Source organism: Ralstonia sp. SA306, from assembly GCF_054792405.1.
Genome location: NZ_CP096451.1, coordinates 881,076 through 895,866 on the forward strand (window position 1 = coordinate 881,076; position 14,791 = coordinate 895,866).

Genomic DNA, 14,791 nt, shown 5'->3' on the forward strand with positions numbered 1-14,791 from the left:
GCCGGTCAGGGGCGAGTTACAGCGTGATGCTCGCCTGTGCGAGTAGTGCGGCGGTCTCGAACAAGGGTAGGCCCATGATACCCGAATAGCTTCCCGAAATATGGGCGACAAAGGCGGCTGCGCGACCCTGGATGCCGTACGCGCCCGCCTTGCCGAAGGGCTCGCCGCTGGCGATGTAGCGGGCGATGTCGTTGTCCGTCAGCACGGCAAAGCGCACATCGGAAACAGACAGCGCGTGCATTGGCGTGCCGCTGGCGGTGACGACCGTCACGGCGGTCAGCACGCGATGTTCGCGGCCGGACATGGCGCGCAGCATGCGATGCGCATCGGCGGCGTCGGTCGGCTTGCCGAGGATCTCGCCGCCCAAGCATACCGTGGTGTCGGACGTGAGGATTGGTCGGGCGGGGAGGTCGCGTGCAATGCGGCGGCGCACCGCGGCTTGTGCCTTCAATGCGCAGACACGTTGGACGTAGTCATCGGGCGTCTCCCCGGGGAGCACGGCTTCCAGCGCTTCGGCATCTTCATCTTCGCCGGCCAGCAGCAGCTCGAAACGCGCGCCGATCTGGCGCAACAGTTCCTGCCGGCGCGGGCTCTGCGAGGCGAGATAGAGGTGCGGCGCGCCGGGTGCATCCATGGTCATACGCGATGATATGGGTGGTTCTGCGTGATGCTCCACGCGCGGTAGAGCTGCTCGGCCAGAAGCACGCGCACCATGCCGTGCGGCAGCGTCAGGCTCGATAGGCGGATCAGCATGCGAGCCTTGGCCTTGAGCGCCGGGTCCAGCCCATCCGCGCCGCCGATCACGAAGGCGATGTCGCCGCCTTCCTGTTGCCATCCGGCGAGGGATTCAGCCAGTGCGACGGTGGTGAGGTCTTTGCCGCGCTCATCCAGCGCGATCATGCGGCAGCCCTTGGGCAGCGCGGCTTCAATGCGCGCCGCTTCAAGCTGCATGACGGTGGCAGCGGTGCGACTGCCGGAGCGCTGCTCAGGCTTGATTTCGCGCAGTTCGATGCGCAGTTCGGGCGGCATGCGCTTGGCGTATTCAGAGAAGCCGTCCTCGATCCAGGACGGCATCTTGTGCCCCACGGCAACGATCAGCAACTGCATGGCGAGACTGCGCGCTCGACGTTACGCTGCGCGCTTCTTGGCCGGAGCGCGCTTGGCTGCCGTCTTGGTTGCCGTTTTTGCGGCGGTCTTGGTGGCGGTCTTGCCAGCACCGGTAGCCCGCTTGGTGGCGGGCTTCTTGGCGGGAGCCTTCTTGGCCGGTGCTGCGGCCTTGGTCGGGCGTTCACCTGCCAGCTTCGGCTTGGTGGTGCGGCGCTTGGCCGGCGTGACCTCTTCGGCCTCGTCTTCCTCGTCGTCGTAACCTTCGCTGGCCTTGGGCAAGCCACGCTTGCCGGTGCCGCCCAGTTCGATGCGCACCGGCTTGTCACCCCAGATCTCTTCGAGGTTGTAGTACTGGCGCAGCTGCGGCTGCATGATGTGGACCACGGCGTCGCCGCAGTCGACCAGCACCCATTCGCCTACGTCTTCGCCTTCCACGGCGATGACGTGGCCGCCGGCTTCCTTGACGGCGTCACGCACCGATGCGGCCAGAGCTTTGGTTTGGCGGTTAGACGTGCCGCTGGCGATGACCGTGCGGTCGAACAGTTCGGTCAGGTGGGTCGTATTGAAGACCTTGATGTCTTGCGCCTTGACGTCTTCGAGCGCGTCGACGATCACGCGTTGTAGTTTGCGAATATCCATACTGAGTGAGAAGAACGTTTAAAAGGCGAGAAAAAAGGTCGAAAAGAAGCGCGTGAATGCGGTCAATCACGCGGTCAAGCACTGACCGTGCCATTGGCACGGCGGTACAGCGAATGCGATTGGATCAAGTCGGCCACGCCGGCGGGCAGGTCGATGTCGCAGCGCGCGCCGGTGGCAAGCTGCCGGCGCAGGCGGGTGGACGACAGGTCGACAGCCAGGGTCTGGTCGATCCACATATGGCCTGCGGGTGCGCATTGTATCAATGCCGTGTCGGCCCGGCGCACATCGAGTTCGCGCTGCACCGGCGCATGTAGCGCCTGAAGGTCGAAACCGGGGCGTGTGGCGACGCACAAGTGAACGTATTCGAACAGGTCCTGCCAGCCGTGCCAAGTGTCCAGGCCGACGAGCTGGTCGGCGCCCATGAGCCATGCCATGGAGGTGTCCGGGCCGTAGACACCCCGCAATTCACGCACGGTGTCGATAGTGTAGCTGGGCCCGTGGCGGTCGACTTCCATGCTGCTCGCGTGGACTCGGGCGCGGCCGCCGCGCACCGCTTTGGCGGCCAGTTCGGTCATGGCAAAGCGCAGCGGCGCGGGCGTGATGTCGGCGGCTTTCTGCCAGGACACGCCGGTCGGGATCCACAGCAGCTCATCCAGGTCGAGGCGGGCAATGCACAGCTCGGCCAGGGCGATGTGGCCGACATGCGGCGGATCGAACGTGCCACCCAGCAAGCCAAGCCGATAAGGGCGATCGAGATCGGGGCGCACGAACGTGGGAAGCGTCATACCCAATCGCGCGCCGGCAGGAAATCGGTGTACAGCGCCGCTTCCGGCGAACCCGGTTCCGGCTGCCAGTCGTAGCGCCAGTTGGCCACCGGCGGCATCGACATCAGGATCGATTCGGCGCGGCCGCCGCTTTGCAGGCCGAACAGCGTGCCGCGGTCGAATACGAGGTTGAACTCGACATAGCGGCCACGACGATAGGCCTGGAAGGCGCGCTCGCGCTCACCGTAGGGCGTGGCGTGGCGTTGTTCGGCGATGGGCAGCCAGGCGGGCAGGAAGGCGTCGCCAACCGAGCGCATCATCTCGAAGCTGCGCTCGAAGCCCAGCTCCGCAAAGTCGTCGAAGAATATGCCGCCGACGCCGCGCGCTTCCTTGCGGTGCTTCAGATAGAAATAATCGTCGCACCATTGCTTGAAGCGCGGGTACAGCTCGTCGCCGTAGGGCGCCAGGGCGCCCTGGCAGGTGCGGTGGAAGTGTGCGGCGTCTTCGGTGAAGCCGTAATAGGGCGTGAGATCCATGCCGCCACCGAACCACCAGACGGGCTCGGCGTCGGGGCGCACGGCGACGAAGCAGCGCACATTCATATGCACCGTCGGCACGTAGGGATTGCGTGGGTGGAAGACCAGCGACACGCCCATTGCCTCGAAACCGCGCCCCGCCAATTCTGGCCGGTTGGCGGTGGCCGACGGGGGCAGGGTGTCGCCCATCACGTGCGAAAAACCGACGCCCCCGCGCTCAAGCAGCGCGCCGCCTTCCAGAATGCGGGTGCGACCGCTGCCGCGCAGGCGCTCGGTGGGCGGCTTCTCCCACGCGTCGGTGACGAACGTGCCGCCGTCCAGCGCGCTGGCGGCAGTGGTGATGCGGTCCTGCAGGTCCAGCAGGTAGGCGCGGACGGCTTGGGTATCCATGCGATCAGAAGGGGCCGCTCGCAGGGGCGAGTCAGGCCGAGTCATACGGTTGTCACCATTGTAGCGGGCGGGCAGCCGGGGCAAGTCGGGGATCACCCGGGGTGACGGATGCCGCGCCTGCCCCATGGTGGGGCATCAGCGCGGCTGGCTATTGCTCAATGGCGGATGGCGCGATGGCCAATATCGGTCCGGTACTGGGCGCCGTCAAAGTGGATCTGCTCGATGGCGTTGTACGCCGCGCGCTGGGCCGCTTTGACGGTATCGGCCAGGCCAACCACGCACAGCACTCGGCCGCCGTTGGTGGTCAACACGCCGTCCTTGAGCGTGGTGCCAGCGTGGAAGGTGACGCTGTCTTCGGTTTCCTTCGGGATGCCGGTGATGACGTCGCCCTTGCGCGGCGTGTCCGGGTAATTGTGCGCGGCCATGACCACGCCCAGCGCGGTGCGGCGGTCCCAGTCCAGCTCCATGCCGTCGAGCTTGCCGTCGATGGCGCGGTCGAGCACGTCGTACAGGTCGGTCTTCATGCGCGCCATGATGGGCTGCGTTTCCGGATCGCCCATGCGGCAGTTGAATTCGAGCGTCTTGGGGTTGCCTTCTGCGTCGATCATCAGGCCGGCATACAGGAAACCGGTGTACGGAATGCCATCCTTCTCCATGCCTCGGATCGTCGGCATGATGATCTCGCGCAGCGCGCGGGCGTGCAGCGTGGGCGTGACCACCGGCGCGGGCGAGTAGGCGCCCATGCCGCCCGTGTTGGGGCCGGCGTCGCCGTCGAGCAGACGCTTGTGGTCCTGGCTGGTGGCCAGCGCCACGACGTTTTTGCCGTCGCACACGACGATGAAGCTGGCTTCTTCACCAGCGAGGAATTCTTCGATCACCACGCGCGCACCGGCGTCACCGAGGCGGTTGTCAGCCAGCATCATGTCGATGGCGCTGTGCGCTTCTTCGGCGGTCATTGCCACGACCACGCCCTTGCCGGCGGCCAGTCCATCGGCCTTGATGACGATCGGGGCGCCTTCCTGGTCAATGTACGCGTGTGCCTGCGCAGCATCGCCAAAGGTCTGGTACTTGGCGGTCGGAATGCCGTGGCGGTGCATGAACGCCTTGGCGAAATCCTTCGACGATTCGAGCTGCGCGGCGGCCTTGGTTGGCCCGAAGATGCGCAAGCCCTTGGCGCGGAACAGGTCGACGATGCCGGCGGCCAGCGGCGCCTCCGGCCCGACCACCGTGAAGTGGATGCCCTCGCGCTCGGCAAAGGCGGCCAGCACTTCCGGATCCGTGATCGGGAGGTTCTGCAGGCGCTTGTCGAGCGCCGTGCCGCCGTTGCCGGGGGCCACGTATACCACCTGCACCTTGGGCGAGCGTGCCAGCTTCCATGCCAGGGCGTGCTCTCGACCGCCCGAACCGACCACCATCACTTTCATGCTGTACCTACTCAAAAAATCGAAATCTGGAAAACAAAAACGGCGATCGTGAGGTCGATCGCCGTTATGCGCGTGTCCGGGACTTACTCCCCGATGACCGCGTTGGTGAAGACTTCCTGCACGTCGTCCAGGTTTTCCAGGACGTCGAGCAGCTTCTGCATCTTGACCGCGTCTTCGCCGGTGAACTCGACTTCGGTCTGCGGCTTCATGATGACTTCGGCCAGTTCCGCCTTGAAGCCGGCGGCTTCCAGCGCGGTCTTGACCTTGGTGAAATCGTTGGGCGGGCAGATGACTTCGAGCGAGCCGTCTTCATGCGTGACGACATCGTCGGCGCCGGCTTCGAGCGCTGCGTCCATCAGCTTGTCTTCGGGCGTGCCCGGCGCGTAGATGAACTGACCGATGTGGTCGAACAGGAACGCGACGGAGCCCGATGTGCCCATGTTGCCGCCGTACTTGTCGAAACCGTGGCGGACTTCGGCCACGGTGCGCGTGCGGTTATCGGTCAGGCAGTCGACGATCACGGCTGCGCCGTTGATGCCGTAGCCTTCGTAGCGGATTTCCTCGTAGTTCGCGCCTTCCAGGCCACCCACACCGCGCTGGATGGCGCGGTTGATGTTGTCCTTGGGCATGTTCGCGTCGGTGGCCTTGTCCATGGCCAGTCGCAGGCGCGGATTGGAGTCGGCATCGCCGCCGCCCAGACGGGCCGCCACGGTGATTTCCTTGATCAGGCGCGTCCAAACTTTGCCGCGCTTGGCGTCGGCAGCGGCTTTCTTATGCTTGATATTGGCCCATTTGGAATGACCGGCCATGAAACTCTCCGAGCGGAATGCAGTGGAATCTGGCGCTCAGATGGCGGTTTGACGCCACCTGCACGCTCTATAATCGGTCGCGGATTTTAGCATGCTGCACACGCCCGCCGCCCCGTCCATCCGGTCGACTTGCTGGCGTGTCGTCCCCCCAGATTGATCCTCGTCCAAACGCCATGACCGATCCCATCCTGATTGCCAAGAACGCCAAAGCGGAGTTGGTGCTGTTGCCCCAGCTCGCCAACCGGCATGGCTTGATCACCGGCGCCACTGGCACCGGCAAGACTGTCACCCTGCAAACGATCGCCCAGGGCCTGTCGAAGATCGGCGTACCGGTTTTCCTGGCCGACGTAAAAGGTGATCTGACCGGCATTTCGCAAGCTGGCCAGTCCAACGACAAGCTCAAGGCCCGCCTGCAGGAGCGCGGTCTGGAAGAGCCGCAATGGGCCAACTGCCCGGTCACGTTGTGGGATGTGTACGGCGAGCGTGGCCACCCCGTGCGCGCCACCGTGTCCGACATGGGCCCGCTGATGCTCTCGCGCATGCTGGAGCTGAATGACATCCAGACCGGCGTGCTCAATCTCGTCTTCAAGATTGCTGATGACTCAGGCCTCGCGCTGCTCGACATGAAAGACCTGCGCGCGATGCTCCAGCACGTTGGCGAGCACTCGTCGGACTACACGAACAAGTACGGGAACATCTCGTCGGCCAGCATCGGGGCCATCCAGCGCAACCTGATCGCGCTGGAAGAGCAGGGCGCCGACCAGTTCTTCGGCGAGCCGATGCTGGATATCAATGACCTGATGCAGACCGTGCGTGGCCAGGGCGTGATCAACATCCTGGCGGCCGACAAGCTGCTCAATGCGCCCAAGTTGTACGCGACGTTCCTGCTGTGGATGCTCTCTGAATTGTTCGAGCATTTGCCGGAGGTGGGCGATGTGGACAAGCCCAAGCTCGCCTTCTTTTTTGACGAGGCGCACCTGCTGTTCAATGACGCGCCGCCGTCGCTGCTGCAGAAGGTGGAGCAGGTGGTGCGGCTGATCCGCTCCAAGGGTGTGGGCGTGTACTTTGTGACGCAGAACCCCGCCGACGTGCCGGACACGGTGCTTGGCCAGCTCGGCAACCGCGTGCAGCACGCGCTGCGGGCCTTCACGCCGCGCGATCAGAAGGCCGTCAAGGCGGCAGCGACAACGATGCGCGCAAATCCGGAATTCAGCATCGAAGAGGCCATTGGCGAATTGGCCGTGGGTGAGGCGCTGATCTCAATGCTGGACGAGGGCGGCCGCCCCGAGGTTACGCAGCGTGCGTTTGTCGTCCCGCCCGCATCGCGCATCGGCCCGATCTCGGACGACGAGCGCCGCGAGCTGATGACCAATTCGCTGGTGGCCGGCCGCTATGAGGCGGCAATCGACCGTGAATCGGCGTACGAAATCCTGAGCGGCCGCGTGGCAAACGGCGGGCCGGCATCTGCGCCGGCACCCGCTTCCATCGGTACGGATTTCGGTGCATCGACAGGTTCAGTGCCCGCACCGGCGCCTGCGCCCGCGCAACCGGAGAGCGGCGGCTGGCTTGGCGATGTCGGCGCAATCCTGACGAAGGGTACGGGCCGCAGCGGCCGGGGCGATTCGATTGTCGAAACGTTGGCCAAGTCGACGATGCGCACCATCGGTTCGACCGTCGGGCGCGAAATCGTGCGCGGCGTGCTGGGCAGCATTCTGGGCGGATCGAAGAAGCGCTGAGCGCCCCGACGTACCAAAGACAACAGCCGGCATTGCCGGCTGTTTTTGTTCGCGCTGGGAGCGTGCGATCAGTTTTTCGTGCCGAAAAGGCGGTCGCCCGCATCGCCCAGGCCCGGGATGATGTAGGCGTTTTCATCCAGGTGCGAATCGAGCGACGCCACGAACAGCTTCACGCCCGGATGCGCCTGCTGGAATACCTCCACGCCTTCGGGCGCCGCCACGAGCGCCAGGAACAGGATGCTCTCGTCGGGCACGCCGCGCTTCTTCATCACGTCGACGGCGTGTACGGCGGAGTAGCCGGTGGCGACCATCGGATCGCACAGGATAAAGGTGCGGTCCTCCAGATCAGGCAGGCGCACGAGGTATTCCACCGGGCGGTGTTGCTCGTCGCGGTACACGCCGATGTGGCCGATGCGTGCCGACGGAATCAGTTCCACCAGACCGTCGCTCATACCCACGCCTGCGCGCAGCACCGGCACCACAGCCAGCTTGCGGCCCGCGATGACGGGCGCTTCCATCGGGCCCATCGGCGTGTCGATGTGGCGGCTGGTCAGCGGCAGGTTGCGCGTGATCTCGTAGCCCATCAGCAAGGTGATCTCGCGCAGCAGCTCGCGGAACGTGCGCGTCGACGTGTCCTTGTCGCGCATGTGTGTGAGCTTGTGCTGGATCAGCGGGTGATTGAGGATGAACAGGTTCGGAAAGCGCGGATCTTGTTTCATGGCGGCAAGGAATTCTCAGATGGGGCGCATTGTACCGGCGCGCCCCGTGCCGATTGTGGAGGTGCTCAGCGGCGCCCGCGCATCAGGATCACATACACCACGGCCGAAATCGCGAGTCCCACGAACCATGCATACGTGTATAGCGCTTCGAACACGCCTGGCACGCTGGTGACGAACCCGGCCTGCTTGAAGAAGCCCGGCAGATTGGGCAGAACACCGATGACGAGCGCGACGATGGCACGGCCATTCCAACCGTTGCCGTAACCGTACGGGCCGTCCATGCGGAACAGCTCGCCGGTCTTCAGCACGGTGCGACGCACCAGGAAGTAGTCGACCATCATGATGCCGGCCACCGGCCCTAGCAGTGCGCCGTAACCGACCAGCCACGTGAAGATGTAGCCCTTGGTGGTTTCCAGAATTTTCCACGGCATCATCGCCAGGCCGATGCCCGCCGTGATGTAGCCACCGATGCGGAACGAGATGCGATGCGGCGCCAGGTTCGAGAAGTCATACGCCGGCGAAACCACGTTGGCGGCGATGTTCGTCATCAGCGTGGCGGTGATCAGCGCCAGCAACGCCACGATGACCGACGGGCCCGTCATCTTGCCGGCCAGGGTGACTGGATCCCAGATGGCCTGACCGTAGATGACCACCGTGGACGACGTGACGAGCACGGCCACCAGTGCCAGCAGCCCCATCGGCAGCGGCAGGCCGATTGCCTGCCCGACAAGCTGATCGCGCTGGCTGCGCGCAAAGCGGGTGAAGTCGGGAATGTTCAGCGCCAGCGTGGCCCAGTAGCCCACCATGGCAGTCAGCGACGGCCAGAAGAAGCCCCAGAACTCGCCGGCGCGCTTGCCGCCCGCCGAAAACGCCGATGGCGCCGACAGCATCGGGCCAAAGCCGCCCGCGTTGATATACGCCCACCAGACCAAGCCAAGTGCTGCCAGAATCAGCAGCGGGGTGGCCAGCGCCTGGAAGCGCTTGATCGATTCGAGCCCCTTGGTGATCAGCCAGATGTGCAGCGCCCAGAACAGCAGGAAGCAGAAGCCCTGGCCCGGGTTGATGCCCAGCCCCGGAATGTTGCTGCCGACCAGCATGTTGTCGGTGACCACGTTGAGGATCGTGTAGATCGCCTGGCTGCCCAGCCACGTCTGGATGCCGAACCAGCCGCATGCCACGATGGCCCGCAGAATGGCCGGCAACTGCGCGCCGCGCACGCCGAACGATGCGCGCACCAGCACAGGGAAAGGGATGCCGTACTTGGTGCCGGCATGGCCTACCAGCACCATCGGCACCAGCACGATCAGGTTGCCCAGGAACACCGTCAACACCGCCTGCCACCAGTTCATGCCCTCGCTCATCAGGCCCGAAGCCAGCATGTAGGCCGGCACCGACACCACCATCGACACCCACAGCGCGGCGTAGTTGGTCGCCGTCCAGGTGCGGGCAGCCTGCGGGGTCGGGTTGAGGTCTTCGTTCCAGAGCGTCGGGTCGGGTGCCCCGGCAGCGTCCGCAGAGAATGCGGGGGAGGTGGTTTGGCTCATGTCGATGAGGAATCCGTTGTCGTTGTTGATATTCGGAATGCTGGCGCGATTGTACGGCGGTCCCGTGTGCCCCAAAGCGAAACCTGTGCCACGTGCGGTGCACCCCGCGCCGGAACGTTTTGTTGAATTCCAATACAATCGACGACGCTCTCCAACGCCGCCCGCATCTCTCCGCGCCCCGCTGTGACCACCGCGTCTTCTGCGTCTTCCACTCCCGCAAGAACCACCGATACCGGCGGCCTGCTGCCCGCCTCCGTGGGCGCCGTCCTGTTTTCCGCCAAGGCGATCGTCGCCAAGCTGATGTACCGCTATCAGGTGGACGCCGTCATGGTCATCACCCTGCGCATGCTGCTGGCGGCGCCGCTGTTCATGGCGATGGGGTGGTGGCAGTCGCGCCGTGCGGAGCCGCTGACCGTGCCAGACCGCTGGCGCATCGTCGGCTTGGGGCTCATCGGCTATTACCTGTCCAGCTTTCTCGATTTCCTCGGCCTGCAGTACATCACGGCCGGGCTGGAGCGGCTGATCCTGTTTCTAACGCCGTCATTCGTGCTGCTGATTACATCGACGGTATTCAAGCGGCGCATTACCGGCTTGCAGTGGGTGTCGCTGGCGCTGGCCTATGCCGGCATCGTGCTGGTGTTCGCGCACGACCTCAACCTGGGCGGCAACAACGTGTGGCTGGGTGGCGGATTGGTGCTCGCCAGCGCCATCAGCTACGGTATCTATCTGCTGGCCAGTGGTGAGCTGGTCAAGCGCGTTGGGTCGATGCGGCTGGTTGCCTATGCGATGTGCGTGTCGACCGCAGCCTGTATCGTCCAGTTTCTGGTGCTGCGCCCGGTGTCGGCCCTCGTGTTGCCCTGGCAGGTGTATGGGCTGTCGGCCATCAACTCGGTGTTCTGCACGGTGGCGCCGGTCACGATGACGATGATGGCGGTGGCGCGCGTGGGTGCGCCGGTGGCGTCGCAGGCGGGCATGATCGGGCCCGTGTCAACGCTGCTGCTGGGCTGGTGGCTGCTGGGCGAGCCGATCACGATTTGGCAGGTTGCAGGCAGTGCGCTGGTGCTTGCCGGGATGGCGCTGCTGTCACGCCGTCGCGGCTGACAGGCGGCCGACACAGATAACAATCACAAGGAGTCAGACAGGATGGACTTGGGGCTGAAAGGCAAGCTTGCGCTGGTGTGCGGCGCAAGCAAGGGATTGGGCTTTGCGTGCGCCGACGCGCTGGCCGCCGAAGGCGTGGACGTGGTGATTGTCGCGCGCGGTGCCGAGGCGCTGTCGGCAGCCGCTGAACGCATCCGCACGGCGCACGGCGTGCGCGTGGAAGCCGTGGCCACCGACATCACCACGCCGGAAGGCCGCGCCGAGGCGCTGCTCGCATGCGAGCGACTGGGCGGCTCGCCCGACATTCTCGTCAACAACGCGGGTGGCCCACCGCCGGGCAACTTTCGCGACTGGGACCGCGACGCGTGGAATGCCGCCCTGAACGCCAACATGCTCACGCCCATCGACCTCATCAAAGCCACCGTCGACAAGATGATCGAGCGCCGCTGGGGCCGCATTGTCAATATCACCAGCGGTGCCGTGAAGGCGCCGATCGACGTGCTGGGTTTGTCCAATGGCGCGCGCTCCGGCCTGACCGGCTTCGTGGCGGGCCTGGCGCGTGAAGTCGCCAAGCATGGCGTGACCATCAACAATCTGCTGCCGGGCCAGTTTGAGACCGACCGCCTGACCAAGACGCTGGAAGCTGGCGCTAAGGCTGCCGGCATCAGCGCAGAAGAAAATTTCGACCGCAAGCGGCAGGGCAATCCGGCCCGACGCTTCGGCCAACCGGCCGAGTTTGGCGCCGTGTGTGCTTTCTTGTGCAGCCAGCACGCTGGCTACCTGAATGCGCAAAACATCCTGATGGATGGCGGCAGCTTCCCTGGCACCTTCTAAGCCAATAACGATGACCACTCTTACGCCCGAAAGCGCAGCCCGCAAACGCCGCGTCGCCCTGATCGCACACGATCACAAGAAAGACGACATGATCGCTTTCGCACAAACGCACCGAGCCTTCCTGTCGCAATGCGATCTGCTGGCGACCGGCACCACCGGTGGCCGCTTGGAGAAGGAAGTCGGCCTGACCGTGCAGCGCATGCTGTCCGGCCCGTGGGGCGGCGACTTGCAGATTGGCGCACAGTTGGCCGAAGGCCGTGTCGACGCCGTCATCTTCCTGCGCGATCCGATGACGCCGCAGCCGCACGAACCCGACATCAACGCGCTGGTCCGCGCCTGCGACGTCCACAACATTCCCTGCGCCACCAACCTGGCCACCGCCGACCTCGTGATGTCTGCCCTGCAACGGGTGGCGCCCGATCCGAAGGAGATCCACGCATGACACAAGCGAAAGCCATCCGCATCTTTGAGACCGGCGGTCCGGAAGTGATGCAGTACGTCGATGTCGACGTGCCCGCGCCCGGCCCCGACGAGGTGACGGTCAAGCAGCACGCCATCGGCCTGAACTACATCGACGTGTATTTCCGCACGGGGCTGTATCCCCAGCCGCTGCCGGGCGGTATCGGTATGGAAGCTTCGGGTGTGGTGGAAGCCGTGGGCCAGGGCGTGACGCACGTCAAGCCCGGCGACCGCGTGGCCTATGCCGGCCGCCCGACCGGGGCCTATGCGGCGGTGCGAACCATGCCGGCCGACATTCTGGTGCGCCTGCCGGATGCGATCGACTTTGAAACCGGCGCAGCGATGATGCTGCAGGGCATGACCGCGCAATACCTTCTCCGCGACAGCTATCGCGTTCAGCCCGGTGATACGGTGTTGTTCCACGCAGCCGCTGGCGGTGTGGGTTTGATTGCGTGCCAGTGGCTCAAGGCGCTGGGCGCAATCGTGATCGGCACCGTCGGCAGCGATGCCAAGGCTGAACTCGCCCGCGCGCACGGCTGCGATCACACCATCGTCTACACGCGCGAGAACTTTACCGAGCGCGTGCGCGAAATCACCGGCGGCAAGGGTGTGCCGGTGGTCTACGACGGCATTGGCAAAGATACGTTTACGGGTTCGCTGGACTGCCTCGCGCCGCGCGGGATGATGGTCACCTACGGCAACGCATCGGGCCCCGTGCCGCCGGTTGACCTCGGTGTGCTGAGCGCAAAGGGATCGCTCAAGATCACGCGCCCGACGCTGATGACCTACACGGCGCGGCGCGAGCTACTGGAACCGATGGCGGGAGAGTTGTTTGATGTGGTGAGCAGCGGCAAGGTGAAAATCGAAATTCACCAACGCTACGAACTGCAGAACGCGGCGCAGGCGCACCGCGATCTGGAAGCGCGCAAGACGACCGGCTCGACGATCCTCTTGCCGTAAGGCGGAAAGTTACCGCCCGGTGGGCTTCACACGCCGGGCGGCGGCAAAGCGCGCATCCTCGCGCACGCGGTCGGGCAGGCCGCGCAGCAGTATGTGCAGCGCGAACGGCACCAGCACGATGTCGTCCACCCAGCCGATCACCGGGATGACATCCGGAATCAGGTCGACTGGCGATACGACGTAGCCCACCAGCAGCAGCGCCGCCGGCGCGAGCCACCAGGGCTTGTCCGGATGGCGCAGGGCAAACCACAGCAGGCGCGCATCGTTGCGCACCACGCTCCACAAGCGGAAGAGTCGTCCGAACATCGTGGGCTCCTTGATGAAAAGCCGGCGTCACATGAGAGCGTTTGACCGGCAAACCATCGTATCAGCTTGGGGAAACTGCCCGGTTTTCAAGATCAGGCGCCATCGCCCATGAAAAAAACCGGCCCTCTCGCGAGGTGCCGGCTTTTTGCCGCAACGAACCTGTTCCCGGTCCGTAGCGAGCGCTCCGAAGTTGGCTTGAGAAACGCAGCCGTACATGGGTACGGCGAGCATCACAGAGCCAAGATCGGACCGCGCAGTAGGACCGTGGGCAGGTTAGCCCGGAATCTTGCCTTCCACGCCGTCGACGTAGAACTTGATGCCGTGCAGGAAGCCGTCGTCGGCGACCTTGTCGGCGGGCAGGACTTCCTTGCCGGTGTTGTCCTTGAGCGGTCCCTTCCAGATCGGTGCCGAGCCGTCGATGATGCCCTTCTTGCGGGTCTCGACCAGCGTCTTCACGTCGTCCGGTACCACGGCGTTGTACGCGCCCAGATCGATCGCGCCTTCCTTCAGGCCCCACCACACGGTTTCCGGCTTCCACTTGTTTTCAAGCACGTCGCCGACGACCTTGGTGTAGTACACGCCCCATTTGTTGATCGAGGCGGCCAGGTGGGCCTTCTCGCCAAACTTGGTCATGTCGCTGTCCCAGCCGATCGCGTAGACGCCTTTCTCTTGCGCGGTCTGCACGACTGCTGCGGAGTCGGTGTTCTGCATCAGCACGTCGACCCCTTGGCCGATGAGGGTGGTGGCAGCTTCGCGCTCCTTGCCCGGATCGAACCATTTGTTGACCCATACCACGCGGGTGGTGGCCTTCGGATTGACGCTGCGCGCGCCCAGCGTGAACGAGTCGATGTTGCGGATCACCTCGGGGATGGGCACCGAACCCACCACGCCAAGCTTGCCCGACTTGCTCATCTTGCCGGCCACCACGCCCGCCAGGTACGCGCCTTCATACGTGCGCACGTCGTATTGGCCGAGGTTGTCAGCGGTCTTGAAACCGGTGGCGTGCTCGAACTTCACGTCCGGGAATTCCTTGGCGACCTTGAGCATCGATTCCATGAAACCGAAGCTCGTGCCGAAGATGACCTTGTTGCCCTGGGTGGCCAGGTCGCGGAACACGCGCTCGGCGTCTGCAGCGCTTTCGGGCACGTTTTCGACAAAGCTCGTCTTCACCTTGTCGCCGAACTTGGCTTCAACTTCCTTGCGGCCGGCGTCGTGAGCGTATGTCCAGCCCGCATCGCCCACCGGGCCGACGTAGACAAACGCGACCTTCAGCGGCTCATTGGCCGGTGCCGGCGCGGCAGCGGCGGGGGCCGAGGAAGCGGCCGGCGCGGCGGTCTTGTCGCCTGCGGCTTCGTTGGATTTGCCGCAACCCCAGAGGGTCAGGGCAGCACCGGCGACCAGGGCGGCCAGCGTGATCCTGCGGGTAACGTTCATCGATTTCTCCTGTTGTGTGGCTCGTTGAC

16 protein-coding genes are annotated in these 14,791 nt (G+C 64.8%); 5 read left to right on the plus strand and 11 right to left on the minus strand.

The genetic code is table 11. The features are described 5' to 3' along the window. Positions 1–16: 16 nt before the first annotated feature. From M1D44_RS04150 to M1D44_RS04180, 7 genes are all read right to left on the minus strand, one after another. Complete coding sequence (locus tag M1D44_RS04150) at positions 17–640, minus strand: Maf family protein (RefSeq protein ID WP_024975192.1); 624 nt, start codon at positions 638–640, stop codon at positions 17–19. Further along, entirely contained in the window at positions 637–1,107 is a 471-nt protein-coding gene (gene rlmH / locus M1D44_RS04155) for a 23S rRNA (pseudouridine(1915)-N(3))-methyltransferase RlmH (protein ID WP_024975193.1), read from the minus strand. Before rlmH ends, M1D44_RS04150 begins: the two co-directional genes overlap by 4 nt. Before the next feature lie 21 nt (positions 1,108–1,128). Next, complete coding sequence (gene rsfS / locus M1D44_RS04160) at positions 1,129–1,746, minus strand: ribosome silencing factor (protein ID WP_316853174.1); 618 nt, start codon at positions 1,744–1,746, stop codon at positions 1,129–1,131. 74 nt (positions 1,747–1,820) lie between these two features. Further along, a complete protein-coding gene (locus M1D44_RS04165; protein ID WP_316853175.1) occupies positions 1,821–2,531 on the minus strand; it encodes a nicotinate-nucleotide adenylyltransferase in 711 nt (236 codons plus the stop codon). After that, a complete protein-coding gene (gene hemF / locus M1D44_RS04170) occupies positions 2,528–3,436 on the minus strand; it encodes an oxygen-dependent coproporphyrinogen oxidase (protein ID WP_024975196.1) in 909 nt (302 codons plus the stop codon). The genes M1D44_RS04165 and hemF overlap by 4 nt, the downstream gene beginning before the upstream one ends. 155 nt (positions 3,437–3,591) lie before the next feature. Further along, positions 3,592–4,860 (minus strand): phosphoribosylamine--glycine ligase, encoded by a 1,269-nt coding sequence (gene purD, locus M1D44_RS04175; RefSeq protein WP_024975197.1) that lies wholly within the window; start codon positions 4,858–4,860, stop codon positions 3,592–3,594. An 83-nt stretch (positions 4,861–4,943) separates the two neighbouring features. Further along, positions 4,944–5,669: a YebC/PmpR family DNA-binding transcriptional regulator gene (locus M1D44_RS04180; RefSeq protein ID WP_024975198.1), complete on the minus strand. Its 726-nt coding sequence runs from the start codon at positions 5,667–5,669 to the stop codon at positions 4,944–4,946. A 173-nt stretch (positions 5,670–5,842) separates the two neighbouring features. On the opposite strand from M1D44_RS04180, the gene M1D44_RS04185 reads away from it, so the two are divergent. Beyond that, positions 5,843–7,405, plus strand: coding sequence for a helicase HerA-like C-terminal domain-containing protein (locus tag M1D44_RS04185; RefSeq protein WP_316853176.1), 1,563 nt, complete (start codon positions 5,843–5,845; stop codon positions 7,403–7,405). Between the two features lie 68 nt (positions 7,406–7,473). On the opposite strand, the gene upp is transcribed toward M1D44_RS04185, so the two are convergent. Further along, complete coding sequence (upp, locus tag M1D44_RS04190) at positions 7,474–8,124, minus strand: uracil phosphoribosyltransferase (protein WP_024975200.1); 651 nt, start codon at positions 8,122–8,124, stop codon at positions 7,474–7,476. A gap of 65 nt (positions 8,125–8,189) precedes the next feature. After that, positions 8,190–9,668, minus strand: coding sequence for an NCS1 family nucleobase:cation symporter-1 (locus M1D44_RS04195; protein WP_316853177.1), 1,479 nt, complete (start codon positions 9,666–9,668; stop codon positions 8,190–8,192). 183 nt (positions 9,669–9,851) lie between these two features. On the opposite strand from M1D44_RS04195, the gene M1D44_RS04200 reads away from it, so the two are divergent. From M1D44_RS04200 to M1D44_RS04215, 4 genes are read left to right on the plus strand one after another with little or no spacing between them, the layout of a single operon-like run. Then, positions 9,852–10,769 (plus strand): DMT family transporter, encoded by a 918-nt coding sequence (locus M1D44_RS04200; protein WP_316853178.1) that lies wholly within the window; start codon positions 9,852–9,854, stop codon positions 10,767–10,769. 42 nt (positions 10,770–10,811) lie between these two features. Next, positions 10,812–11,603 carry an SDR family oxidoreductase gene (locus tag M1D44_RS04205; protein WP_316853179.1) on the plus strand — a complete coding sequence of 264 codons (792 nt, stop codon included), beginning with the start codon at positions 10,812–10,814 and terminating at the stop codon, positions 11,601–11,603. A 10-nt stretch (positions 11,604–11,613) separates the two neighbouring features. Beyond that, the gene (locus tag M1D44_RS04210; protein WP_024975204.1) at positions 11,614–12,045 is read left to right on the plus strand and encodes a methylglyoxal synthase; all 432 of its coding nucleotides are present in this window, start codon (positions 11,614–11,616) and stop codon (positions 12,043–12,045) included. Next, positions 12,042–13,022: a quinone oxidoreductase family protein gene (locus tag M1D44_RS04215; RefSeq protein WP_316853180.1), complete on the plus strand. Its 981-nt coding sequence runs from the start codon at positions 12,042–12,044 to the stop codon at positions 13,020–13,022. The genes M1D44_RS04210 and M1D44_RS04215 overlap by 4 nt, the downstream gene beginning before the upstream one ends. Positions 13,023–13,031: 9 nt before the next feature. On the opposite strand, the gene M1D44_RS04220 is transcribed toward M1D44_RS04215, so the two are convergent. Further along, a complete protein-coding gene (locus M1D44_RS04220; protein ID WP_024975206.1) occupies positions 13,032–13,328 on the minus strand; it encodes a YkvA family protein in 297 nt (98 codons plus the stop codon). Between the two features lie 273 nt (positions 13,329–13,601). After that, positions 13,602–14,762 (minus strand): BMP family ABC transporter substrate-binding protein, encoded by a 1,161-nt coding sequence (locus tag M1D44_RS04225; RefSeq protein WP_439004500.1) that lies wholly within the window; start codon positions 14,760–14,762, stop codon positions 13,602–13,604. Positions 14,763–14,791 lie beyond the last annotated feature (29 nt).

What these genes read in the sequence shown, in the direction of transcription:
- hemF (WP_024975196.1), bottom strand. Translation starts at nt 3,436, where the DNA reads ATGGATACCCAAGCCGTCCGCGCCTACCTGCTGGACCTGCAGGACCGC.
- M1D44_RS04150 (WP_024975192.1), bottom strand. Translation starts at nt 640, where the DNA reads ATGACCATGGATGCACCCGGCGCGCCGCACCTCTATCTCGCCTCGCAG.
- rsfS (WP_316853174.1), bottom strand. Translation starts at nt 1,746, where the DNA reads ATGGATATTCGCAAACTACAACGCGTGATCGTCGACGCGCTCGAAGAC.
- M1D44_RS04180 (WP_024975198.1), bottom strand. Translation starts at nt 5,669, where the DNA reads ATGGCCGGTCATTCCAAATGGGCCAATATCAAGCATAAGAAAGCCGCT.
- M1D44_RS04205 (WP_316853179.1), top strand. Translation starts at nt 10,812, where the DNA reads ATGGACTTGGGGCTGAAAGGCAAGCTTGCGCTGGTGTGCGGCGCAAGC.
- M1D44_RS04195 (WP_316853177.1), bottom strand. Translation starts at nt 9,668, where the DNA reads ATGAGCCAAACCACCTCCCCCGCATTCTCTGCGGACGCTGCCGGGGCA.
- purD (WP_024975197.1), bottom strand. Translation starts at nt 4,860, where the DNA reads ATGAAAGTGATGGTGGTCGGTTCGGGCGGTCGAGAGCACGCCCTGGCA.
- M1D44_RS04185 (WP_316853176.1), top strand. Translation starts at nt 5,843, where the DNA reads ATGACCGATCCCATCCTGATTGCCAAGAACGCCAAAGCGGAGTTGGTG.
- M1D44_RS04225 (WP_439004500.1), bottom strand. Translation starts at nt 14,762, where the DNA reads ATGAACGTTACCCGCAGGATCACGCTGGCCGCCCTGGTCGCCGGTGCT.
- M1D44_RS04165 (WP_316853175.1), bottom strand. Translation starts at nt 2,531, where the DNA reads ATGACGCTTCCCACGTTCGTGCGCCCCGATCTCGATCGCCCTTATCGG.
- upp (WP_024975200.1), bottom strand. Translation starts at nt 8,124, where the DNA reads ATGAAACAAGATCCGCGCTTTCCGAACCTGTTCATCCTCAATCACCCG.
- rlmH (WP_024975193.1), bottom strand. Translation starts at nt 1,107, where the DNA reads ATGCAGTTGCTGATCGTTGCCGTGGGGCACAAGATGCCGTCCTGGATC.
- M1D44_RS04215 (WP_316853180.1), top strand. Translation starts at nt 12,042, where the DNA reads ATGACACAAGCGAAAGCCATCCGCATCTTTGAGACCGGCGGTCCGGAA.
- M1D44_RS04210 (WP_024975204.1), top strand. Translation starts at nt 11,614, where the DNA reads ATGACCACTCTTACGCCCGAAAGCGCAGCCCGCAAACGCCGCGTCGCC.
- M1D44_RS04220 (WP_024975206.1), bottom strand. Translation starts at nt 13,328, where the DNA reads ATGTTCGGACGACTCTTCCGCTTGTGGAGCGTGGTGCGCAACGATGCG.